This window comes from Comamonas sp. BIGb0152, assembly GCF_024809975.1.
Lineage (GTDB): Bacteria > Pseudomonadota > Gammaproteobacteria > Burkholderiales > Burkholderiaceae_C > Comamonas.
In genome coordinates this window covers 359,232-382,456 of sequence record NZ_JANUDY010000001.1, presented here as the reverse complement: position 1 = coordinate 382,456, position 23,225 = coordinate 359,232, and the positions used below count along the sequence as shown (strand labels likewise).

Annotated in this window: 23 protein-coding genes; 18 read left to right on the top strand and 5 right to left on the bottom strand. The window is 63.3% G+C overall.

Annotated features, from left to right (window positions below; all coding sequences use genetic code 11):
- Positions 1–53: 53 nt before the first annotated feature.
- The 3 genes from M2375_RS01725 to M2375_RS01715 form a co-directional block, all read right to left on the bottom strand.
- Entirely contained in the window at positions 54–1,598 is a 1,545-nt protein-coding gene (locus tag M2375_RS01725) for a tripartite tricarboxylate transporter permease (RefSeq protein WP_259163537.1), read from the bottom strand.
- Between the two features lie 24 nt (positions 1,599–1,622).
- Complete coding sequence (locus M2375_RS01720) at positions 1,623–2,060, bottom strand: tripartite tricarboxylate transporter TctB family protein (RefSeq protein ID WP_259163536.1); 438 nt, start codon at positions 2,058–2,060, stop codon at positions 1,623–1,625.
- Between the two features lie 198 nt (positions 2,061–2,258).
- Positions 2,259–3,170, bottom strand: coding sequence for a LysR family transcriptional regulator (locus M2375_RS01715; protein ID WP_259163535.1), 912 nt, complete (start codon positions 3,168–3,170; stop codon positions 2,259–2,261).
- 121 nt (positions 3,171–3,291) lie between these two features.
- Between M2375_RS01715 and M2375_RS01710 the strand changes: the two genes are divergently transcribed.
- The 15 genes from M2375_RS01710 to M2375_RS01640 all read left to right on the top strand — a co-directional run bounded on the left by M2375_RS01710 (position 3,292) and on the right by M2375_RS01640 (position 20,268).
- Positions 3,292–5,412, top strand: a complete 2,121-nt coding sequence (locus M2375_RS01710; protein WP_259163534.1) for a 3-hydroxyacyl-CoA dehydrogenase NAD-binding domain-containing protein — start codon at positions 3,292–3,294, stop codon at positions 5,410–5,412.
- Positions 5,413–5,579: 167 nt separating this feature from the next.
- On the top strand, positions 5,580–6,776 hold the full coding sequence (locus M2375_RS01705; RefSeq protein WP_259163533.1) for an acetyl-CoA C-acyltransferase: 1,197 nt from the start codon (positions 5,580–5,582) through the stop codon (positions 6,774–6,776).
- A 9-nt stretch (positions 6,777–6,785) separates the two neighbouring features.
- On the top strand, positions 6,786–7,982 hold the full coding sequence (locus tag M2375_RS01700; RefSeq protein WP_259163532.1) for an acyl-CoA dehydrogenase family protein: 1,197 nt from the start codon (positions 6,786–6,788) through the stop codon (positions 7,980–7,982).
- Between the two features lie 10 nt (positions 7,983–7,992).
- Positions 7,993–9,150 carry an acyl-CoA dehydrogenase family protein gene (locus M2375_RS01695; RefSeq protein ID WP_259163530.1) on the top strand — a complete coding sequence of 386 codons (1,158 nt, stop codon included), beginning with the start codon at positions 7,993–7,995 and terminating at the stop codon, positions 9,148–9,150.
- Positions 9,150–9,959 (top strand): oxepin-CoA hydrolase, alternative type, encoded by an 810-nt coding sequence (locus tag M2375_RS01690; protein WP_259163529.1) that lies wholly within the window; start codon positions 9,150–9,152, stop codon positions 9,957–9,959. The genes M2375_RS01695 and M2375_RS01690 overlap by 1 nt, the downstream gene beginning before the upstream one ends.
- 69 nt (positions 9,960–10,028) lie before the next feature.
- Positions 10,029–11,255 carry a CaiB/BaiF CoA-transferase family protein gene (locus tag M2375_RS01685; RefSeq protein ID WP_259163528.1) on the top strand — a complete coding sequence of 409 codons (1,227 nt, stop codon included), beginning with the start codon at positions 10,029–10,031 and terminating at the stop codon, positions 11,253–11,255.
- A 68-nt stretch (positions 11,256–11,323) separates the two neighbouring features.
- Positions 11,324–12,073, top strand: coding sequence for an electron transfer flavoprotein subunit beta/FixA family protein (locus M2375_RS01680; RefSeq protein WP_259163527.1), 750 nt, complete (start codon positions 11,324–11,326; stop codon positions 12,071–12,073).
- A gap of 154 nt (positions 12,074–12,227) precedes the next feature.
- A complete protein-coding gene (locus M2375_RS01675) occupies positions 12,228–13,160 on the top strand; it encodes an electron transfer flavoprotein subunit alpha/FixB family protein (protein ID WP_259163526.1) in 933 nt (310 codons plus the stop codon).
- Positions 13,161–13,593: 433 nt separating this feature from the next.
- Positions 13,594–14,523 carry a branched-chain amino acid ABC transporter permease gene (locus tag M2375_RS01670; RefSeq protein ID WP_259163525.1) on the top strand — a complete coding sequence of 310 codons (930 nt, stop codon included), beginning with the start codon at positions 13,594–13,596 and terminating at the stop codon, positions 14,521–14,523.
- An 11-nt stretch (positions 14,524–14,534) separates the two neighbouring features.
- The gene (locus tag M2375_RS01665) at positions 14,535–15,611 is read left to right on the top strand and encodes a branched-chain amino acid ABC transporter permease (protein ID WP_259163524.1); all 1,077 of its coding nucleotides are present in this window, start codon (positions 14,535–14,537) and stop codon (positions 15,609–15,611) included.
- 15 nt (positions 15,612–15,626) lie between these two features.
- Positions 15,627–16,406: an ABC transporter ATP-binding protein gene (locus M2375_RS01660; RefSeq protein WP_404979259.1), complete on the top strand. Its 780-nt coding sequence runs from the start codon at positions 15,627–15,629 to the stop codon at positions 16,404–16,406.
- Positions 16,407–16,408: 2 nt separating this feature from the next.
- Complete coding sequence (locus M2375_RS01655) at positions 16,409–17,140, top strand: ABC transporter ATP-binding protein (protein ID WP_259163521.1); 732 nt, start codon at positions 16,409–16,411, stop codon at positions 17,138–17,140.
- Between the two features lie 454 nt (positions 17,141–17,594).
- Positions 17,595–18,242 carry a DUF47 domain-containing protein gene (locus M2375_RS01650; protein ID WP_259163520.1) on the top strand — a complete coding sequence of 216 codons (648 nt, stop codon included), beginning with the start codon at positions 17,595–17,597 and terminating at the stop codon, positions 18,240–18,242.
- Between the two features lie 31 nt (positions 18,243–18,273).
- A complete protein-coding gene (locus M2375_RS01645) occupies positions 18,274–19,284 on the top strand; it encodes an inorganic phosphate transporter (protein WP_259163519.1) in 1,011 nt (336 codons plus the stop codon).
- Between the two features lie 69 nt (positions 19,285–19,353).
- On the top strand, positions 19,354–20,268 hold the full coding sequence (locus M2375_RS01640) for an alpha/beta hydrolase (RefSeq protein WP_259163518.1): 915 nt from the start codon (positions 19,354–19,356) through the stop codon (positions 20,266–20,268).
- 30 nt (positions 20,269–20,298) lie between these two features.
- Here M2375_RS01640 and M2375_RS01635 read toward each other — a convergent pair whose 3' ends face one another.
- Both M2375_RS01635 and M2375_RS01630 read right to left on the bottom strand, forming a co-directional pair.
- Positions 20,299–20,766 (bottom strand): hypothetical protein, encoded by a 468-nt coding sequence (locus M2375_RS01635; protein ID WP_259163517.1) that lies wholly within the window; start codon positions 20,764–20,766, stop codon positions 20,299–20,301.
- Positions 20,763–21,290 carry a GNAT family N-acetyltransferase gene (locus M2375_RS01630; protein ID WP_259163516.1) on the bottom strand — a complete coding sequence of 176 codons (528 nt, stop codon included), beginning with the start codon at positions 21,288–21,290 and terminating at the stop codon, positions 20,763–20,765. The genes M2375_RS01635 and M2375_RS01630 overlap by 4 nt, the downstream gene beginning before the upstream one ends.
- Positions 21,291–21,397: 107 nt before the next feature.
- Between M2375_RS01630 and rpsP the strand changes: the two genes are divergently transcribed.
- From rpsP to trmD, 3 genes are all read left to right on the top strand, one after another.
- A complete protein-coding gene (gene rpsP / locus M2375_RS01625) occupies positions 21,398–21,652 on the top strand; it encodes a 30S ribosomal protein S16 (RefSeq protein ID WP_259163515.1) in 255 nt (84 codons plus the stop codon).
- A gap of 103 nt (positions 21,653–21,755) precedes the next feature.
- Entirely contained in the window at positions 21,756–22,328 is a 573-nt protein-coding gene (rimM, locus tag M2375_RS01620; RefSeq protein ID WP_259163514.1) for a ribosome maturation factor RimM, read from the top strand.
- A 39-nt stretch (positions 22,329–22,367) separates the two neighbouring features.
- Entirely contained in the window at positions 22,368–23,144 is a 777-nt protein-coding gene (trmD, locus tag M2375_RS01615; RefSeq protein ID WP_259163513.1) for a tRNA (guanosine(37)-N1)-methyltransferase TrmD, read from the top strand.
- Positions 23,145–23,225 lie beyond the last annotated feature (81 nt).

Sequence of the window (23,225 nt, the reverse complement as noted above, 5' to 3'; positions counted from 1 at the left end):
AAAAAGCCTGTTCAGGCCGGGTGGCGAGAACAGGCGCACTGGAGTGCAAAAGCTTAAGAAGACGCCGTCGCGGGTACGGCGTTCTCTTGGGCATGGGCAAAGTCCCGGGCTTCCTTGCGCGATTTGCGCACACCCGACCAGATGGCCCAGAGCAAGATCGCACCGGTCAGCGCCAACAAGGAGGCGCTGATCGGGCGGTTGAAGAACACCGAGGCATCGCCCCGCGACAGCAGCATCGCGCGGCGCAGGTTTTCCTCCAGCATCGGCCCCAGGATGTATCCCAGCAGCAGTGGCGCGGCCTCAAAACGCAGGACCATCAGCACATAGCCAATGATGCCCAGGATGGCGACCATGTAGATGTCGAACAGGTTGTTGTTGACGCTGTAGACGCCGAGCGCGACAAACACCAGGATGGCCGGGTACATCCAGGCAAACGGAATGCGCAGCAGCGCGACCCATAGCCCGATGGTGGGCAGGTTCAGAATCACCAAGAAGATATTGCCAATCGCGAAGCTGACGATCAGCCCCCAGAACAGCTCGGGCTGCTCGGTCATCAACATGGGGCCGGGCTGGATACCATGAATGATCAGCGCGCCCAGCATCACGGCCATCACTGCATCACCGGGGATACCGATGGACAGCGAAGGCACAAAGGCGGTTTGGGCAGCGGCATTGTTGGCAGATTCAGGTGCGGTGATGCCTTCGATGGCGCCATGGCCAAAGCGGGAGGGATCCTTGGCCACGCGCTTTTCAATCGCGTACGACATAAAGGACGCAATCGAGGGGCCCACGCCCGGCAAGGCGCCGAGGAAGGAGCCCAGCGCCGAGCCGCGCAGCATCGGCTTGATGGTGGCGCGGAACTCTTCGCGCTCCGGCACCATGGAGCGCAGCGTGACCTTGTCAGGCTTTTGGTTGGCATCGGCCAGGTTGATGCAGCGCATCACCTCCGCCACGCCAAACAGGCCCATGGCCAGCGCCACCAGGTTGATGCCGTCCATCAGTTCCGGAATGTCAAAGGAGTAGCGGGCCACGCCCGAGTTCACATCGGTGCCGATCATCCCCAGCAGCAGGCCAAACACCACCATGCACAGGCCCTTGGTGGCCGAGCCGGCGCTCATCGACGAGGCAGCGACCAGGCCCAGCAGCATCATCGAGAAAAACTCCGTGGGCCCAAACTGCAGGCCGATCTTGGAGATCGCGGGCGAGAACAGCACCAGCAGGATCAGGCCCGACATGGCGCCGACCAGCGAGGCAATGGTGGTGACAAACAGCGCCACCCCGGCCTTGCCTTTGCGCGCCATCGGGTAGCCGTCCAGACAGGTCACCGCCGACGACGGTGACCCGGGCAGGTTGAGCAAGATGGAGGCCGTGGAGCCGCCGTACTGCGCGCCGTAGTAGACGCCAGCCAGCATGATGATGGCTGCCGTTGGCGACATATGGTAGGTAAAAGGCAGCAGCAGCGAGATGGCCGCCAGCGCACCGATGCCGGGCAACACGCCGACGACGGTGCCCAGAAAGACGCCCAAAAAGCAGTACCACAGCGTAGAGGGATCGGCCACCACATTGAGGCCCATCCAGAGGTTTCCAAGCAAATCCATAGAGATCCTTTGTCAGTGCCGGGCTCAGGGCCAGATAGGCAGCGTCATGCGCAGACCAATGGGAAAAATAACGGTGGTCAAGGCCGCCACGGCCAGGCTCACCAACAGGCGCGTGCGCAGGGTCATCTTGGTGGCCAGCAGCGCGACCAGGCTGGCCGCCAGCGAGGCCAGGGCCACGCCCAGCGGGTAGAGCAGCACGGCAAAGGCCAGCAGGCTGGCCACGGACCAAAACAGGTTGCCCCACTGCAGCACGATGGGACTGCCCTGGCGCCACCAGGCGGGTATCGCCAGCAGCAGGCCCAGGCCAAACAGCAGCCAACCCAGCACGACGGGGAAGTAGCCCGGCCCCATGCGATCGGCACTGCCAAAGTTGTATTCGCGCCCGTAGAGCGCAAAGAAAAGGCCTGCTGCTGACATCAGCAGGCCGCCGACGATGTCATGGATGTCTCTTGTCATTTTCATTGGGTTCAATCCTGTGTGGTTCCATGCCGGCGCGCATGGGGGCCAGGAATGGGCACGCACGCAGGCGCCGCCACCTTAAAGGCGCTTACCTGACGGGAACCTGAGTGAAGGGGCCGGTCGCGCGCGCAGCCGTGCTGCGGGCGACTGGGGGCAGAGACTGAGAGCGCGGATGGCTACGGGAGAAACGGGAGAAATCGCTCAGTCCAGCGCCGGCAGGTTGCCGGCGAGCTGCGATTGCTCCAGCAAGAAGCTGATCATCGTGCGCACCGCCTTGGTCTGGTGGCGGTTGGGCATCCACAGCAGGTACATGTGGTTGCCGAAAATGCTCAGCCGCCAGTCGCGCAAGGTGGTGACGACCTCGCCGCGCTCGACCTCGGCACGGATCACATAGTCGGGCACGATGCCCACGCCCAGGCCGGCCATGATGCCCTGGCGCAGAAACGGAAAATGCTCGGAGATGAGGCTGGGCTCCAGGCGGATCTCCTTGCGCAGCTCGCCTTGGTAGGCCCGCACCAGCAGCTGCTTGCCCACCACGCCGCTGGTGATCAGCGGCACATGGCGCAGGTCCTCGGGCTGCTGGGGCAGCATGTTTTGGCCGGCGTAGTCGATGCTGGCGCAGGCGACATAGTTCATCTCGCCCATGTGGCGGGCCACCAGGTTGTCCGGCGGCGTGGGCAGCACGCGCACCGCAATGTCCACCTCGTCGCGCACCAGGTTGTCCACCCGGTTCTCAAAGATCACATCGAGCACGATGTCGGGGTAGAGGCGCTTGAAGGCGATCAGCCAGTCGGTCATCACCAGCTGGCCGTAGCCGCTGGGTACCGCCAGGCCCACCCGGCCTTGCAGGCCCTTGCCCAGGCTGCGGATGGTCTCGGCGGCGGCGGCCAGCTCGTTGCGGATGCTGCGGCCGTGCTCATACAGGCGCATGCCTACCTCGGTGGGTTCGACCCGGCGCGTGGTGCGGCGCACCAGCTGCACGCCCACCGATTTCTCCAGCTGGCCCAGGTGGTAGCTGACATTGGCGCGGCTCATCTTGAGCTTGGCGGCGGCGCGGCTGAGGTTGCCGGAGTCGATGATTTCCACCAGCAAGGTGAGGGCGTTGTGGTCCATGGGTTGCGATTGTCCAAATTCTTTTGACAGTCTGTCAATCCTCTATGTGATTGTCAAATAAGCCTAGTTGCACTGACAATGGTTCGCAAGCCGATTTCGGTTGATCTACCAGGAGACATGCATGAGCGCAGAGAACGCTGCTGTGGTGAGCCTTGCCCGCGAAGGGCACGTGCTGGTCGTCACCATCCAGAACCCCCCCGTCAATGCCTTGAGCCAGGCCGTGCGCCAAGGCCTGGCCGACGCCGTGGCCCAGGCGCGCAGCGATGCGCAGGTCAAAGCCATCTTGCTGGTGGGCAGTGGCAAGGCCTTTATTGCCGGTGCCGATATCCGTGAGTTTGGCAAGCCTGCCATGCCCCCCAGCCTGCCCGATGTGCTGGTGCAGCTGGAGAACAGCGACAAGCTGGTCGTAGCCGCCATCCACGGACCCGCGCTGGGCGGTGGGCTGGAAGTGGCGCTGTCCTGCCACTACCGGCTGGCCGTGTCCGGCGCCAAGCTGGGCCTGCCCGAGGTGCAACTGGGCCTGCTGCCCGGCGCCGGTGGCACCCAGCGCACGCCCCGCCTGATCGGCGTCCAGGCTGCGCTGGATCTGATGCTCTCGGGCCGTCACGCCAGCGCTGAAGAAGCACTGGCCATGGGCCTGGTCGACAAGGTTGAGCCCGCAGGGACGGATGCCCACAGCGCAGGCCTGGCCTACGCCAACGAGCTGCTGGCCCAGAACGCCCCCGTGCGGCGCACCCGCGAAGCCACCGCGCTGGCCGATAAAGCCGCGTCGCAGGCCGAGCTGGATGCCGCCAAGGCCGACTCCGCCAAAAAGAGCCGAGGCCTGTTCTCGCCCGGCAAGATCATTGAATGCGTGCAAGGCGCGCTCGATCTGCCGTTTGAGCAAGGCATGCAAAACGAGCGCAAGCTGTTTGTGCAGTGCCTGGAGAGCCCGCAGCGCGCGGGTTTGATCCACGCCTTTTTTGCCGAGCGTGAGACCGCCAAGATCCCCGAGGCCAAGGCCGCTGCACCGCGCGCCTTGAACAGCATCGGCGTCGTCGGCGGTGGCACCATGGGCGCGGGCATCACCGTGGCGGCACTCGATGCGGGCCTGCCGGTGGTGATGGTCGAGCGCGATGAGGAATCCATCGCCCGGGGCCGCGCCAATGTCGAAAAGGTCTACGACGGCCTGATCGCCAAGGGCAGACTGACGGCCGAGAAAAAAGCCGCCATCATGGCGCGCTACAGCGGCAGCACCGACTACGCCGCGCTGGCCCAGGTGGACCTGGTGATCGAGGCGGTGTTTGAGGAGATGGGCGTCAAGAAGGCCGTGTTTGCCGAGCTGGACAAGGTCTGCAAGCCCGGCGCGGTGATTGCCACCAACACCTCCTACCTGGATATCGATGCGATCGCCGCGAGCATCTCGCGCCCGCAGGATGTCATCGGTCTGCACTTCTTCAGCCCCGCCAACATCATGAAGCTGCTGGAGATTGTGGTGCCCGCCAAGGTGAGCGCCGATGTGGTGGCCACCGCTTTCGATCTGGCCCGCCGCATGAAGAAGGTGCCGGTGCGCGCCGGCGTCTGCGATGGCTTTATCGGCAACCGCATTCTGGCGGTGTACCGCGAGGCGGCCAACTACCTGCTCGAAGACGGAGCCTCGCCTTACCAGATCGACGAGGCCGTGCGCGAGTTTGGCTACCCCATGGGCCCCTTCCAGGTGGCCGACCTGGCCGGTGGCGACATTGGCTGGGCCACGCGCAAGCGCAAGGCCGCCACGCGCAACCCCAATGCCCGCTATGTGCAGATTGCCGACCGCATTGCCGAAAAAGGCTGGTTTGGCCAGAAGACCCAGCGCGGCTACTACCTGTACCCGCAAGGCGCGCGCATTGGCCAGCAAGACCCGGAGGTGCTGGCGATTGTGGACGCCGAGCGCCAGCGCGTCGGCATCACGCCGCGCAGCTTTAGCAACGCAGAAATCATGCGCCGCTACATGGCCGCGATGGTCAACGAGGGCGCGAATGTAGTGCGCGAAGGCATTGCGCTGCGCCCGCTGGATGTGGATGTCACCTTCCTCTACGGCTACGGCTTCCCGCGCTTCCGGGGCGGCCCGATGAAGTGGGCCGACATGGTGGGCCTGGACAAGGTCCTGGCCGACATCCGCGAGTTTGCCAAGGAAGACGCGCTGTTCTGGACGCCATCGCCGCTGTTGGTGGAGCTGGTGGAGAAGGGCGAGAACTTCGAGAGCCTGAACAAGGCCGTCTGAGGTCTATCTTGCCAACCCGGCCCATCCAGGCCGGCAGCGCAGCCCGGGGCTTTCACACAGCCAAACCCCGGGTTGCTACATAAAAAATAGCTGTTAGCGCTTGTGTGACAAGTGCTGGCGGCGCAAAAAATCACAATCAACGGTCGCTCAGACCCAAGGAGACATGCATGCGTGAAGCCGTCATCGTTTCGACAGCGCGTACGCCGCTGGCCAAATCCCACCGTGGGGAGTTCAATGTCACGCCCGGTGCGCAGCTGGCGGCCTTTTCCATCAGCGCGGCGGTGCAGCGCGCCGGCATCGACCCGGCCTTGATCGAAGACGTGGTGCTGGGCTGCGGCTATCCCGAAGGCACCACCGGCCGCAATATCGGCCGCCAGGCGGCCGTGCGCGCCGGCCTGCCCATCAGCGTGGGTGGCACCGTGGTCAACCGTTTCTGCGCCTCGGGCCTGCAGGCGATTGCCTTTGCGGCCGGCCGCATCATTGTCGATGGCGCACCGGCAATGGTGGCCGGCGGTGTCGAGAGCATCTCGCTGATCCGCTCGAGCAACACCAACCCCGCCGATGCCGACCCCTGGCTGCTGGAACACAAGCCCGATCTGTTCATGGCGATGATCGACACGGCCGATGTGGTGGCCAAGCGCTACGGCATCAGCCGCGAAGACCAGGATGCCTTCTCGCTGCAAAGCCAGCAGCGCACGGCAGCGGCCCAGGCGAATGGTATTTTCGACAACGAGATCGTGCCCTGCGCCACGCGCATGGCCGAGAAGAACAAGGAAACCGGGGAGGTCAGCTACAAGGATGTGACCGCCACCATGGACAACTGTAACCGCCCCTCGACCACGCTCGAAGGCCTGGCCAAGTTGGAGCCCGTCAAGGGCGCGGGCAACTTTGTCACCGCAGGCAATGCCTCGCAGCTGTCGGACGGCTCGGCCGCCTGCGTGCTGATGGAGGCCAAGGAAGCGGCCAAGCTGGGTCTGGCGCCGCTGGGCGCCTTCCGGGGCCTGGCGATTGCCGGTTGCGAGCCCGATGAGATGGGCATTGGCCCGGTGTTTGCTGTCCCCAAGCTGCTGGCGCGCCACGGCCTGACGGTGCAGGACATCGACCTCTGGGAGCTCAACGAGGCCTTTGCCTCGCAGGCGCTGTACTGCCAGCGCAAGCTGGGCATTCCGCTGGATCGCCTCAATGTCAACGGCGGCGCGATCTCCATCGGCCACCCTTTTGGCATGACCGGCGCGCGTTTGACCGGCCACATTCTGCTCGAAGGCCAGCGCCGCAAGGCCCGGGGCGAGAAAGTGAAGTGGGGCGTGGTGACCATGTGCGTGGGCGGCGGCATGGGTGCCGCTGGCCTCTTTGAGATTTTTTAAGGAACTGCGATGGATTTGCAATTCAGCCCCGAAGAAGAAGCGTTCCGCGCCGAGGTACGTGCGTTTCTGAAAGAGAGCCTGCCCCAGGAGTTGGCCGCCAAGGTCAAGGCCGGCCAGCGCCTGACGCGCTTTGACCAGGACAACTGGCATGCCATCCTGAACAAAAAGGGCTGGCTGGCCTACCACTGGCCCCAAGAGTTTGGTGGTACCGGCTGGTCTGCGGTGCAGAAGTTCATCTTTGACGACGAATGCGCAATGGCCGGTGGTCCGCGCCTGGTGCCCTTTGGTTTGTCCATGCTCGGCCCGGTGCTGATCAAGTACGGCAACGAGGCGCAAAAGTCCCACTGGTTGCCGCGCATCCTCAACGGCGATGACTGGTGGTGCCAGGGTTACTCCGAACCCGGCGCCGGCTCCGACCTGGCCTCGCTCAAGACCACGGCCGTGCGCAACGGTGACCACTACATCGTCAATGGCCAAAAGACCTGGACCACCCAGGGCCAGCACGCCAACATGATGTTCTGCCTGGTGCGCACCAACAAAGAGGTGAAGTCCCAGCAAGGCATCAGCTTTGTGCTGATCGACATGAACCAGCCGGGTGTGGAAGTGCGCCCCATCCGCACCCTGGATGGCGACAAGGAAGTCAACGAAGTCTTTCTGACGGACGTGAAGGTGCCGCTGGAAAACCTGGTGGGCGAGGAGAACAAGGGCTGGACCTATGCCAAGTACCTGCTGACTTATGAGCGCACCGGTATCGCAGGGGTAGGCTTTTCGATGGCCGGGCTGGAAAAGCTCAAGGTGATTGCCCAGCGCGTGCAGCGCAATGGCAAGCCGCTGATCGAAGACCCGCAGTTTGCCACCCGCATGGCCAAGGTCGAGATCGAGCTGCTGAACATGGCCACCACCAATCTGCGCGTGATCGCCTCGGTGGCGGACGGCGGTGTGCCCGGTGCCGAAAGCTCGATGCTCAAGATCAAGGGCACCGTCATCCGCCAGGAGCTGCTGTCGCTGATCCGCCGCGCGATGGGGCCGTATGCGCTGCCCTTTATCGAAGAGGCACAGTTTGCTGAGTACGCCGACGCGCCCGTGGGCCCGGCAGAGGCCGCCACAGCGGCCGCCGCCTATTTCAACTACCGCAAGCTGTCGATCTTTGGCGGCTCGAATGAAATCCAGCGCAACATCATCTCCAAGATGATCCTGGGCTTGTAAGGAGACATCGATGAACTTTCAACTGGATGAAGACCGCCGCATGCTGGCCGATGCGCTGGGCCGCTACCTGAGCGAGCAGTACAGCACCGACTACCGCAACAAGTCGGCCTATGGCGCCCAAGGCTTTAGTGCCGACACCTATGCCAAGCTGGCTGAGCTGGGTGCCATTGGCGCGCTGTTCAAGGAGTCCGATGGCGGCTTTGGCGGTGATGGCGTGGATATCAGCGTGGTGTTTGAGGCGCTGGGCACGCACCTGGTCGCAGAGCCCCTGCTGGGCGCACTGCTGGTGGGCCGCGCGCTGACCGAAGCGGGCAGCGACGCGCAAAAGGCCCAGCTCGAAGGCATCATCGGCGGCGAAACCATTGCCGCGCTGGCGCACGACGAGCCGGCCAACCACTACGAGTTGAACCGCGTGGCCACCACTGCCCAGCCCGAGGGCGATGGCTGGGTGATCAATGGCAGCAAGGCCGTCGTGCTGTTTGGCGACCAGGCGCAGCTGCTGCTGGTCTCCGCCCGCACGGCAGGCGCCGTGGGTGATGAGGCCGGCATCTCGCTGTTCCTGGTGCCGGGCAATGCTGCAGGCATCAGCAGCCGAGGCTATGGCCGCATCGATGGTGGCCATGCCGCTGAGCTGGTGTTGGCCAATGTGAAAGTTGGTGCCGACGCCTTGCTGGGCACGCTGGGCGAGGGCCATGCGCTGCTCGAACGCCTCTGCGGCTTTGGCCTGCTGGCGCTGGCGGCCGAAGCGCTGGGCGCGATGGATGTGGCCAAGAACCACACCCTGGAATACCTGCGCACGCGCAAGCAGTTCGGCGTGCCGATTGGCAGCTTTCAGGCGCTGCAGCACCGCATGGCCGATCTGTTGCTCGAAGCCGAGCAGGCGCGCTCGGCTGTCATCAACGCGGCAGCGGCCATCGACAACCCCGACTACCTGGAGCGCGAAAAAGCACTGTCGGCGGCCAAGTACAGCGTGGGCCAGATTGGCACCTTGATGGCCGAAGAGGCGATCCAGATGCATGGCGGCATTGGCGTGACCTGGGAGCTGCCACTGGCGCACTACGCCAAGCGCATCATCATGATTGACCACCAGCTGGGCGACATGGACCACCACCTGGCGCGCTACATGGCGCTGCAGGCGCAGGAACGCGCTGCGCAGAAGGCCGCCTGATGGCGACCGCCAGCAACGCAAACCCCGCGCTGCTGGCGCGCCGCGAAGGCGGCGTGCTGGTGCTGACCAACAACAACGAGGCGGCGCGCAATGCGCTGTCGCCCGACTTTTACCTGGGCCTGACCGCAGCGCTCAAAGGTGCTGCAACCGACCCCGCGGTGGGTGCCATTGTGCTCACCGGTGCGGGCGGGCATTTCTGCTCGGGTGGCGATCTGCGCCGCATTGCCACGCGCCGGGACCAGCCCGCTGAAAAGCGCCGCGAGCTGCTCGAAGGCCTGCATGACCTGGTGCGTGCGCTGCGCGACTGCCCCAAGCCGGTGGTGGCCGCAGTCGAGGGCGCAGCCGCAGGCGCGGGCCTGTCGCTGGCGCTGGCCTGCGACATGTTGGTGGCCGCGCGCAATGCCGCGTTTTCGGTGGCCTATGTGAAGGTGGGACTATCGCCTGATGGCGGAGCGACCGCGTTTTTGGCCGAGCACCTGTCGCGCCAGCTGCTGACTGAGCTGTGCCTGAGCGGCGACCGGGTGAGCGGCGAGCGCATGCAGCAGTTGGGCCTGGTCAACCGCCTGGCTGAGCCGGGCGATGCGCTGGCACAGGCGGTGGCGCTGGCCGCGCAGCTGGCCGATGGCCCGTTGCAGGCGATGGCCAGCATCAAGTCGCTGTGCCGCGCCGCCTACGACCACACGCTCGAAGAGCAGCTGGACATGGAGGCCGAGTTGATGGTGCAGGCACAGGGCACGCCCGAGTCGGCAGAAGGCATTGCGGCATTTTTGGAAAAGCGCCCCGCCAACTACCTGCAGCTGCGCCGCTGAGATGGATTGAAAAAAGTGACGCCGGGCTGGCCCGCTTTGCGGCACGCCCGGTGATCCGAGGAGACATGTATGCATCAGGAAGAAAAAGCCGGGGCCTTGCCACTGGCGGGTGTCAAGGTTCTGGATCTGTCCCGCGTGTTCGCTGGCCCGCTGTGCGGCCAGGTGCTGGGCGATCTGGGGGCCGAGGTCATCAAGGTGGAGCACCCCCAGCGCGGTGATGACACCCGCGACTGGGGCCTGCGCATTGGCAAGACCGAGACCACTTACTACAACAGCATGAACCGCAACAAGCGGTCCATCACCGTCGATCTGCAAAAGCCCGAAGGGCTGGCGCTGATTCTGGCGCTGCTGCCGCAGTTCGATGTGGTGATCCACAACTTCAAGCATGGCGGCGCTGACAAGCTGGGCCTGGGTTACGAGGCCCTCAAGGCCTTGAAGCAGGACATCATCTACTGCAGCGTGACGGGTTATGCCACCGACACCGAGGAAGCAGCCCGCCCGGGTTACGACATTCTGGTGCAAGGCGAGGCCGGCTTGATGGCGATGAACGGCGAGGCCTCGCAGCCGCCGCTGAAGTTTGGCGTGGCCGTCGTGGACTTGATGACCGGCATGAGCGCCGCCCAGGCCGTGCTGGCTGCGCTGTTTGCCCGCGAGCGCACTGGCCAGGGCCGCAAGATCGACATGGCGCTGTTTGACAACGGCATCAGCATCACCGGCTACTACGGCTTGGATGCGCTGTTCATGGGCAAGGACCCGGAGCGCTTTGGCAATGCCCATCCCTCCATCGTGCCCTATGGCATGTTCGAGGCGGCCGATGGCCCGCTGATCATCGCGGTGGGTAATAACTCGCAGTTCGAGCGCTTCTGCCGCGATGTGATCGACCGCCCCGACCTGGCCGACAACCCCAAGTACGCGACCAATGTGGAGCGTGCCAAGGACCGCAAGCTGTTGCTGCCTTTGATGATCGAGACGATTCGCAGTTTTCCGCGCGCAGTCCTGATCGAGCGCCTGACGGCCTGCGGCGTGCCCTGCGGCGAAGTGCTAGGCCTGCACGAGGCGCTGACCTCCGAGCGGGTGCAGCAAGCCGGCCTGGTGCAGAACATGCCCCACCCGGTGGCCGGCCACACCGCTGTGCTGGCGCCGCCCATCCGCATGGATGGCGAACGCCTGCCGATCCGCCGCGCACCACCCACACTGGGTGAAGGTACACGCGAAGTGCTGCAAAATCTGCTGCGTTTGAGTGATTCGCAATTGCAAGCACTCCAGGCGCAAGGCGTGCTGACCTTGCCCGATTGATACCGAGGCCCGCAGCTGGCGCACGACGCCGCAGCGGGCCCAGAGTTTATTGTTAGAAAGCTGAGACTATGAAAGTACTGGTACCCGTCAAACGCGTGGTGGACTACAACGTCAAGGTGCGCGTCAAGAGCGATGGCTCGGGAGTGGACATTGCCAACGTGAAGATGTCGATGAACCCCTTCGACGAGATCGCGGTGGAAGAGGCCGTGCGTTTGAAGGAAAAGGGCATCGTCACCGAGATCATCGCCGTGAGCTGCGGCGTGACCCAGTGCCAGGAAACCCTGCGCACCGCCATGGCCATTGGCGCCGACCGCGCCATCCTGGTCGAAACCGCCGAAGAGCTGCAGCCCCTGGCCGTGGCCAAGCTCTTGAAGGCCCTGGTCGACAAAGAGCAACCGGGCCTCGTGATCTGCGGCAAGCAAGCCATTGACGACGACGCCAACCAGACCGGCCAGATGCTGGCCGCGCTCGCCGACCTGCCCCAGGCCACCTTCGCCTCCAAGGTCGAAGTCGCTGGCGACAAAGTCAGCGTCACGCGCGAAGTGGACGGTGGTCTGGAGACCCTGCAGCTGTCGATGCCCGCCGTCATCACCACCGACCTGCGTCTGAACGAGCCACGCTACGTCACCTTGCCCAACATCATGAAGGCCAAGAAAAAGCAGCTCGACACGTTGAAGCCAGAAGAGCTGGGCGTGGACGTGAGCCCGCGCCTGAAGACCTTGAAAGTGCAAGAGCCCGCCAAGCGCGGCGCAGGCGTGAAGGTGCCCGATGTGGCCACCTTGATCGACAAGCTCAAGAACGAAGCCAAAGTCATCTGACCTTGACCCCCCTGAGTCGCCTGCGGCGCCTTCCCCCCAGGGGGACGACGACCTCGCTGCGGGGGCGGCCCTTGCTAGTCGTCCCGCCGCACGGGGGCGCCAGTTTTGAAGGCCGCGAACGACACCTGACACTTTGAATTGAAAGACGATAGACATGACCGCTCTCGTTATTGCAGAACACGACAACCAAAGCATCAAGACCGCCACGCTCAACACCGTCACCGCAGCCCTGGCTTGCGGTGGTGATGTGCACGTGCTGGTGGCCGGCGTTGGTGCCGCAGCCGCAGCGCAAGCCGCAGCCCAGATCGCCGGCGTTGCCAAAGTCATCCTCGCCGAAGGCCCCTCACTCAAAGATGGCCTGGCCGAGAACCTGGCCGCGCAAGTGCTGGCCATTGCCGGCAACTACAGCCACATCCTGGCGCCAGCTACCGCATCCGGCAAAAACGTGGCCCCGCGCGTAGCAGCCAAGCTCGATGTCGCCCAGATCAGCGACATCACCAAGGTGGTCAGCGCCGACACCTTCGAGCGCCCCATCTACGCGGGCAACGCCATTGCCACCGTGCAATCGATCGACGCCACCAAGGTCATCACCGTGCGCGGCACCGGCTTTGATGCCGCTGCTACCACCGGTGGCTCGGCCGCCGTCGACAGCATCGCCGCCGCCGCAGACAGCGGCAAAAGCAGCTTTGTGGGCCGCGAAGTGACCAAGAACGACCGCCCCGAGCTGACGGCCGCCAAGATCATCGTCTCCGGTGGCCGGGCGCTGGGCAGCGCCGAGAAGTTCAACGAAGTGATGACCCCGCTGGCCGACAAGCTGGGCGCCGCCATTGGCGCGAGCCGCGCTGCGGTGGACGCGGGCTACGCGCCCAACGACCTGCAAGTGGGCCAGACCGGCAAGATCGTCGCGCCCCAGCTGTATGTGGCAGCGGGCATCTCGGGCGCCATCCAGCATTTGGCGGGTATGAAGGACTCCAAGGTGATCGTGGCGATCAACAAGGACGAAGAAGCGCCGATCTTCAGCGTGGCCGACTATGGCCTGGTGGCGGATCTGTTTGAGGCCGTGCCTGAGATGGCCAGCAAGCTCTGAGCGTCTCCGCTCCTTGCACCCAACGCGGCCCCGGCCGCGTTTTTTTATGCCTGAACGGTGTGGCTGCTTTGCTGGTGATGGCAAGCGCCAGCAGGGATAGGTATTTCTACCAGTGTCTAACGGGGGCGACGTTGGCGTTGGCGGATTATTGTGTTTCTCGCATTAATCATGCAAAAAGCAGTGTTATCCACTGAATTTATACCTAGTAAATTCCCTAGGTGGCGGCGGCGGTCTCGCTTGCATTCATGCGTTTTGCGCATGGGTGACTAGGGAAAGCGCTAGCGCGACAATCCCCGAAAAGTACAGAGGGCGTCTATAGAATTGTTTCGATCCGCATAAAACTGTTATCGCGGTTAGAGGCGGCTGCATTTCGGGAGACCCCCGTTTCATGCAGTTTTTGCCGTGGTGGTTCAACTGCTGAAGGGTTGGTTTTATGGATATTTTGCTGCAGCAGATCATTAATGGTCTGGTATTGGGCAGCATGTACGCTTTGATAGCCTTGGGCTACACCATGGTGTACGGCATTATTCAATTGATTAACTTTGCCCATGGCGAAGTGCTGATGATCGGGGTGCTGACAAGTTGGAGCATCATCGGTGCGATGCAGGAGGCGATGCCCAATACGCCGGGCTGGATCATTTTGCTGATCGCGACGCTGATCGCCTGCGTGGTGGCAGCGGTGCTCAATTTCACGATCGAGAAGCTGGCCTACCGGCCCTTGCGCAACAGCCCGCGCTTGGCGCCGCTGATCACCGCGATTGGCATGTCGATCTTGCTGCAGACCTTGGCGATGATCATCTGGAAGCCCAACTACAAGCCTTATCCGACCCTGCTGCCGATGGAGCCCTTTGATGTGGCCGGCGCGGTGATCACGCCGACCCAGATTTTGGTGCTGGGCGTGACGGCGGTGGTGCTGGCGGTATTGATGTACCTGGTGAACTACACGCGACTGGGCCGCGCGATGCGGGCCACGGCAGAGAACCCCCGCGTGGCGGCGCTGATGGGCATCAAGCCCGACATGGTGATCTCGGCCACCTTTGTGATCGGCGCGGTGCTGGCGGCGATTGCCGGTGTGCTCTGGGCCTCGAACTACGGCACGGCGCAGCACACCATGGGCTTTTTGCCGGGGCTCAAAGCCTTTATTGCGGCGGTGTTTGGCGGCATCGGCAACCTGGCCGGCGCGGTGGTGGGGGCGATGATTCTGGGCCTGGTGGAAGCCATTGGCGCGGGCTACATCGGCGAGCTCACGGGTGGCGTGCTGGGCAGCCAGTATGTCGATATCTTCTCGTTCATTGTGCTGATCATCGTGCTGACCCTGCGTCCCTCGGGCTTGCTGGGCGAGCGGGTGGCCGACCGGGCTTAAGGGAGAACAGCATGAAGAACAACAAAGCACAATGGATTGTGGGCGCGATTGCGCTGCTGGTGCTGCCGCTGATCCTGCAGTCCTTTGGCAATGCCTGGGTGCGCATTGCCGACCTGGCACTGCTGTATGTGTTGCTGGCCCTGGGCCTGAACATCGTCGTGGGCTTTGCCGGCCTGCTGGACCTGGGCTATGTGGCCTTCTATGCCGTGGGCGCCTACATGCTGGGCCTGATGGCCTCGCCCCACCTGGCTGAGACCTTTGAGGGCTTCAAGGCCCTGTTCCCCAATGGCCTGCACACCTCCATCTGGCTGGTGATACCGCTGGCCGCCTTGCTCGCCGCGATCGCGGGGATGATCTTAGGCTTTCCGGTGCTCAAGCTGCGGGGCGACTACCTGGCGATTGTGACCCTGGGCTTTGGCGAGATCATCCGCATCTTCATGCTGAACCTGGACCAGCCGGTCAACATCACCAATGGGCCCAAGGGCCTGGGCCAGATCGACTCGATCAAGATCTTTGGCTTTGACTTTGGCAAACCGCTGGAGATTGCCGGCCATACTATTTCGTCGGTGACCTTGTACTACTACCTGTTCCTGGTGCTGGTGGTGGCCAGTGTCGTGATCTGCTACCGCCTGCAGGATTCGCGCATCGGCCGCGCCTGGATGGCCATCCGCGAAGATGAGATTGCTGCCAAGGCCATGGGCATCAACACCCGCAACCTCAAGCTGATGGCCTTTGGCATGGGCGCCACGTTTGGCGGCGTGTCCGGCGCGATGTTTGCGGGCTTCCAGGGCTTTGTCTCGCCCGAATCGTTCAGCCTGATGGAGTCGATCATGATCGTCGCCATGGTGGTGCTGGGCGGGCTGGGCCATATACCGGGTGTGATTCTGGGTGCCGTGCTGCTGTCGGCCCTGCCCGAGGTGCTGCGCTATGTGGCCGGGCCACTGCAGGAGTTGACCGATGGCCGCCTGGATGCCTCCATCCTGCGCCAGCTGTTGATTGCGGTGGCGATGATTGTGGTGATGCTGCTGCGCCCACGCGGCCTGTGGCCGGCACCCGAGCATGGCAAGAGTGCCATTCAGAAAGACTGAGCAGGAGAGATGAGCATGACGAATACACAGGCTCCTGCACTGAAAGTGGCAGGTATTTCCAAACGCTTCGGGGGCTTGCAGGCCCTGTCGGATGTGGGGCTGACCATTGAGCGCGGCCAGGTCTATGGCCTGATTGGCCCCAATGGTGCGGGCAAGACCACGTTCTTCAATGTGATTACCGGTCTGTACACACCCGACAGCGGCAGCTTTGAGCTGGCCGGCCAGGCCTACGAGCCCAAGGCCGTGCACCTGGTGGCCAAGGCGGGCATTGCCCGTACCTTCCAGAACATTCGGCTGTTCTCCGAGATGACGGCACTGGAGAACGTGATGGTGGGCCGGCATGTGCGCAGCCATTCGGGTCTGCTGGGGGCGATCTTTCGCACACCGGGCTTCAAGGCCGAGGAGCGGGCCATCACCGAGCGGGCGCGTGAGCTGCTGGCCTATGTGGGCATTGAGCGCTATGCCGACTACAAGGCGCGCACCTTGTCCTATGGCGACCAGCGCCGCCTGGAGATTGCCCGCGCGCTGGCCACCGACCCCAAGCTGATTGCGCTCGACGAGCCGGCCGCCGGCATGAATGCGACCGAGAAGGTGCAGCTGCGTGAGCTGATTGACCGCATACGCAATGACAACCGCACCATCTTGCTGATTGAGCATGATGTGAAGCTGGTGATGGGCCTGTGCGACCGGGTGACGGTGCTCGACTACGGCAAGCGGCTGGCTGAGGGCTCGCCCGCCGAGGTGCAGAAAGACGAAAAAGTGATTGAGGCCTATCTGGGCACCGGAGGACACTGAGCATGGTTGACAAGACATCCAACCCCGTACTGCTGAAGGTACGCGGGCTGAAAGTGGCCTATGGCGGCATTCAGGCAGTCAAGGGCGTCGATTTTGAGGTGCATGAGAGCGAGCTGGTTTCGTTGATTGGCTCGAACGGTGCAGGCAAGACCACGACCATGAAGGCAGTGACGGCCACCCAGGCCATCAATGACGGGCAGATCGAGTTTTTGGGCGAGAACCTCAAGGGCCGGGGCGCCTGGGACCTGGTGGCCAAGGGCCTGGTGATGGTGCCCGAGGGCCGGGGTGTGTTCACGCGCCAGACCATTACCGACAACCTGATGCTGGGCGCCTACCTGCGCAAGGACAAGGCGGGCATCCTGGCCGACATCGAGAAGATGTTCAGCATCTTTCCGCGCCTGCGTGAGCGCAAGGACCAGCTGGCCGGCACCATGTCCGGCGGCGAGCAGCAGATGCTGGCCATGGCGCGCGCGCTGATGGCGCAGCCCAAGGTGCTGCTGCTCGACGAGCCGTCGATGGGCCTGTCGCCCATCATGGTGGACAAGATCTTCGAGGTGGTGCGCGATGTCTATGCGATGGGCGTGACCATCGTGCTGGTCGAGCAGAACGCCAGCCGCGCGCTGGCGATTGCCGACCGGGGCTATGTGATGGAGTCCGGCATTATCACCATGACCGGCCCGGGCCAGCAGCTGCTGGCCGACCCCAAGGTGCGTGCCGCCTACCTGGGCGAGTAGCGGCCGCGCGCATTCCGCCCCAAGCACTGCCTGGCAGTGCTTTTTTTATGGCTGTCTTTGGGGGTCAGCGCTTCCAAGCGATCGCACAGCAAAAGCCGCACTGAATGCGATGGCGGCAAGAAAATGCTTGCGCGCTTTTGGAGACAGGCCCAGCGGTGCCTCTCTCCCTCTGTAGCGGCTGCGGCGGACAGGGTGGCGGCTGCGCTGTTTTAGGCGCGGCGGCCTCAAATGCGACAAAGAAATGACAATTGCATTTAAAATTGGTGAATTTTGCAGTGCAGCAATGCGCCGTGAATGACAGATTTTGCGCACGGCAAACCGCTGACACCGCTGGCAATTCAAGGAGTTGCAGGGTGGCGATGGGGCCTGTTGGCCCAGCAGGGATACGCCCGTATCCGGCCGGGTGTGCGCAGGTTTTTTCCCTTTTTTGCATTGAAACCGAATAGGTGCCCCCATGCTCTTTGGCAAACTCTTGCCGCGCGAAGGTAATTTCTTCGAATTGTTCAACCAGCACGCCGACCGCATCGTTGAAGCGGCCCATGCGTTCTCCCAGCTGGTGGCCAATTACAACGATCCCCATCTGCGTGAGAAATACAACCAGGATGTCGACAACGCAGAGCGCGCAGCCGACCGGGTGACCCATGAGGTCAACCGCACCCTGCACAAGACCTTCATCACCCCCATCGACCGTGAGCAGATCCACTCGCTGATCAACACCATGGACGATGTGGCCGACCTGATCCAGGACTCGGCCGAGACCATGGCGCTCTATGACGTGCGCCATATGACTGAAGAAATCACCCGCCTGACGGACCTGAGCGTCAAGTGCTGCGAGCGCGTGCGCGATGCCGTCAAGATGCTCGACCGCATTGCCGATCCTGCGACCACCGAGGCCGCCATCAAGACCTGCGAAGAGATCGACCGCCTGGAGAGCGATGCCGACCGCGTGATGCGCGCGGCGATGAGCAAGCTGTTCCGCGAAGAGCCCGATGTGCGCGAGGTGATCAAGCTCAAGGCCATCTACGAGCTGCTCGAGACCATTACCGACAAGTGCGAAGATGTGGCCAACCACATCGAAGGCATCATCCTGGAAAACTCCTGATCCGTTGCAGCAAGCAGGAGACTGAACTTCCATGGAACCGATGCAAACAGCCCTGTGGGTGATTGTCGTGCTGGTGGCGCTGGCCATCTTGTTCGACTTCATGAACGGGTTTCATGACGCGGCCAACTCGATTGCGACCGTTGTCTCGACCGGCGTGCTCAAGCCCACCCAAGCGGTGGTGTTTGCGGCATTTTTCAACTTTGTGGCGATCTTTGTCTTCCACCTCAGCGTGGCAGCGACGATCGGCAAAGGCATTGTCCAACCGGGCATTGTCGATACGCATGTGATCTTTGGCGCGCTGGTGGGCGCCATCGTCTGGAACCTGATCACCTGGTACTACGGCATTCCGTCCAGCTCCTCGCATGCGCTGATTGGCGGCATCGTGGGCGCGGTGATTGCCAAGGCCGGTGCGGGTTCGCTGATCGCCAGCGGCATCTGGAAGACCATCGCCTTCATCTTCGTGTCACCCGTGCTCGGCTTTTTGCTGGGCTCGATCATGATGGTGGCGGTGGCCTGGCTGTTCCGCCGAACCACGCCGGGGCGGGTCGACAAGTGGTTCCGCCGCTTGCAGCTGGTGTCTGCCGGTGCCTACAGCCTGGGCCACGGTGGCAATGATGCGCAAAAGACCATCGGCATCATCTGGCTGCTGCTGCTGTCCACCGGCTATGTCTCGGCCAGCGATGCCAGCCCGCCTACCTGGGTCATTGTCTCGTGCTACGCAGCCATTGGCCTGGGCACTATGTTTGGTGGCTGGCGCATCGTCAAGACCATGGGCCAGAAGATCACCAAGCTCAAGCCGGTGGGCGGCTTCTGCGCCGAAACCGGTGGCGCGATGACCCTGTTCATCGCCACCGCCCTGGGCGTGCCGGTCTCCACCACCCACACCATCACCGGCGCCATCGTAGGCGTGGGCTCCACCCAGCGCATGAGCGCGGTGCGCTGGGGGGTGGCGGGCAATATCGTCTGGGCCTGGGTGCTGACCATTCCGGCCAGCGCCTTTGTGGCAGCCTTTGCCTACTGGGTCAGCTTGCAGATCTATTGATGTTAGCAAATCGATAGCCAAAAGGCGGCTGGCGGATATGATCTGCCAGCCGCTTTTTTTTGGACCGACATGAGCGATTCACCGCTGACCCCCTCGTTTTTCCCGCTGCATCCACTCGCCTGGGTGGCTGCTGTGCTGGCGGTGCTTTTGCTGGTGGCGCTGGCCTTGGCCTGGTTGCTGGCAGGTTGGCTGGCGCAGCCCTTCCGCCAGCCCATCGGTGCAGCGCCCGCAGAGCTGGGCGCGGTGGCGGTAGAGATCGCATCGGCACCCGGCGTGGTGCGGGGCTGGTATGCCCCCGGCGAGCCCGGCCAGGGTGCCGTGCTGCTGCTGCACGGCGTGCGTGCCGACCGGCGCGCGATGTTGCCCCGGGCGCTGGCCCTGCACGGTCGGGGCTATGGCGTGCTGCTGATTGATTTGCCCGCGCACGGTGAGAGCGATGGCGAGATGCTGTCCTTCGGCCCCCGCGAAGGGCTGGGCATCGCCCAGGCACTGGGCTGGCTGCAGGCGCAGCAGCCGACCGAAAAAGTGGCGGTGATTGGTGTATCGCTGGGTGGTGCCAGCCTGCTGATGGCCGAGCTGCCGCAGTCGCCCGATGCCGTGGTGCTGGAGGGCGTGTTCCCCACCATGCAAGCCGCAGTGGACAACCGGGTGCGCGCGCTGCTGGGCCCGCTGGCACCGTTGGCGCGCATGGCCACACCGCTGTTGCTGTGGCAGATGCCGCTGCGGCTGGGCATTGATCCCGAGCGCTTGCGGCCTATCGCGCGTTTGAAAGGCATGGGCATGCCTTTGCTGGTGGCCGGTGGCAGCGAAGACCGCTTCACCCCCGAGGCCGAGACCCGGCAGATGGCCGAGGCTGCGACAGATGCGCCCCACCAGCTATGGCTGGTGCCGGGCGCCGCCCATGTGGATCTGTACCAGTTTGCGCAAGCGGCTTATGAGACGCAGGTGTTTGGGTTCCTCCGCCAGCACCTGCAAGCGCGCTGAGCGGCTGCCATCACCAGCCCAGACTTGTCGCTATTGCGAAATCTTGCGCGCCTCTTCAATCTGGTACTGGAAATAGTGCTCAAAGCTATAGGCCAGGCTGGCCATCAGGATGGTGGTGCCGATCAGCAGCGATGCCACAATGCCGAAGATCGTCATCCACTGGGTGCGGCCGGGCAGGGCGTCCGGAGCCAGCTGGGGGTTGTGGCGTGCGTTCCATTTCTCGGGTGCCATCAGGCCGTAGATGATGGCCACCAGCGCGCAGGCGGCAATGGTAAAACCCAGCAGCGGCACCAGCAACCAGCTGACGGGGTCATCAATGCCATTGCTGGCAATGCGCTCCATGCCATAAAGGCCCAGCGCCGTGGGAATGGGCAGCATCCAGCCCAGCATGTCGCCCAGGCCATGCAGGTAGAAGCGGTGCAGGCCCAGCGGGCCGCCCAGAAAGGCCAGCCAGGTGGCGAGGGTCTTGTTCTTGGTGCGGCGCATGGTGCGGGTCATGGGGTGGGAGCGGTAGCGTCGCCATCGCCCAGGGTTTTTTCCATCATCACAATGTCCAGCCAGCGGCCAAATTTCCAGCCCACCGAGCGCATGGTGCCCACGGGCGTAAAGCCCGCAGCCGTATGCACGCCGACCGAGCCAGCGTTGCTGGAATCGCCAATGACGGCAATGAGTTTGCGCACGCCTGCAGCCTCGCAATGCGCGATCAAGGCGTTCATCAACAGCCGCCCCAGCCCCCGGCCGTGTTGGCCGTCGGCCACATAGATGGAGTCTTCTGCCGAGAAGCGGTACGCGGGCCGGGCCTTGAACCAGTTGGCATAGGCATAGCCGATCACCTGGCCATCTGCATCTTCTGCCACCAGGTAGGGCAATTGGCGCGACAGCACCTCTTCACGCCGGCGTGCCATTTCGTCTTCGCTGGGGGCATCGGTCTCGAAGCTGCCCGTTCCATGGCGTACGTGGTGGGCGTAAATGCGGGTGATGGCGGGGATGTCTTCGGGGCTGCTAAAACGAACACTTGGCATGGTCTGAAGAAGTTTGTATAATGGTCGGCTTTACTGCGTGTCGCTGGCCGGGTGGCTAGTTGCGTGTCTCAAACGTGGTAAGAAAACTAACCACCCGAAGGAATATTATGGTCGTAATTCGCCTGTCCCGCGGCGGCTCCAAGGCCCGTCCGTTCTACAACATCGTCGTTGCTGACAAGCGCGTGCGCCGCGATGGCTCGTTCATCGAGCGTCTGGGCTTCTACAACCCGTTGGCCAAGGACGGTGTTGAAGGTCTGCGCATTGCACTGGACCGCGTGGCTTACTGGAAGAGCGTGGGTGCCCAGGCTTCCACCACCGTGGACCGTCTGGCTAAGCAAGCTGCTGCTAAGGCTGCTGCTTAATTTGCCTCTCTCATCACCGATGGTGCCTAGGTACCATTGGTGCATGCGGGCCGCTGTTGCGATAAGCACTGCGGCCCGTTTTTTATTGCCCTGTTGAACTGCCATGCCCGCTACCGAGTTGTTGTTAAGCCCCGCCACCTTGCCCGATGACGCCATTGAAGTGGCGCGCATTGCCGATGCCTGGGGCGTCAAGGGCTGGTTCAAGGTGGTGGCACTGAGCCCTGATCCGCAGGCCCTGCTCAAGTCCAAAATCTGGTTTATCCAGCCGCCTGAGAAGGGTGGCCGCCATTTCCAGGGCGTTGCCCAACTAGAGATGCGCCAGTCGCGCTTCCATGGCGATGGCATCGTCGGCTGGGCCCAGGGCGTGGATGACCGCGACCAGGCTGAAAAGCTCAGAGGCGCACGGGTGTTCATCTCGCGTGCCGATTTTCCCAAGACCGAGGATGGCGAATACTACTGGGTGGACCTGCTGGGTCTGGCCGTGGTCAACCGCGAAGGCGTGGCGCTGGGTACCGTCCATGATCTGATGGCCTCCGGTCCGCAGACGGTGCTGGTGCTGACCTATGAAGAAGACGGCAAGGCGCAGGAGCGCCTGATTCCTTTTGTCGACGCCTTTGTCGACGAGGTATCGCTGCCCAACAAACGCATCACGGTCGACTGGCAGCCGGACTATTGATCGTGCCGGGCCAGCCCGTGGCTTCGGGGGAGAATTTCTATGCGCTTTGACATCATCACTTTGTTCCCCGAGCTGTTCACTCCCTTTGTGGAAGTGGGTGTTACCCGCCGCGCCTATAGCAGCGGCCAGGTCGCCGTGCAGTGCTGGAACCCGCGCGATTACGCCCCCGGCAACTACCGCCGGGTGGACGACCGCCCCTTTGGCGGCGGCCCGGGCATGGTGATGATGGCCCAGCCGCTGGCAGATTGCCTGGCCGCTATCCGCGCCGAACGTGCCGAGGCGCAGCCCGCGCCGCTGGTGCTGTTCTCGCCCATTGGCGAGCGCATTGACCATGCCCAGGTGCAGGGCTGGTCCGATTCGCAGGGCGCCATCTTGCTCTGCGGCCGCTATGAGGGCGTGGACCAGCGCTTTATTGACCGCCATGTGGATGTGCAGTTGAGTCTGGGCGATTTTGTGCTCTCGGGCGGTGAGATTGCGGCAATGGCTTTGCTCGATGCCGTGGCCCGGCTGCAGCCGGGGGTGCTGCATGACGAGGGCAGCCACCAGTTCGACAGCTTCAACCCCGCCCTTGACGGTTTGCTCGACTGCCCGCACTACACCCGGCCCGAAGTGTGGGAAGGCGAGACGGTGCCCGCCGCGCTGCTGTCGGGCCACCACGCCAATATTGAGCGCTGGCGCCGTGAGCAAAGCCTGCGCAACACGGCGATGAACCGCCCCGAGTTGCTGGAGCTGGCCCGGGGCCGCAAGCAGCTCAGCCGCAAGGATGAGCAGCTGCTGGCCAGCGCCGATTTGGTAAATTTGGCAAAACCGCTATAATTGCCGGTTTTACGATCCTCTACACGGCCGCTTTTTTCAATGGTGAGAGAAGCAATACGCCGCAAATGCCCAGCACACCGT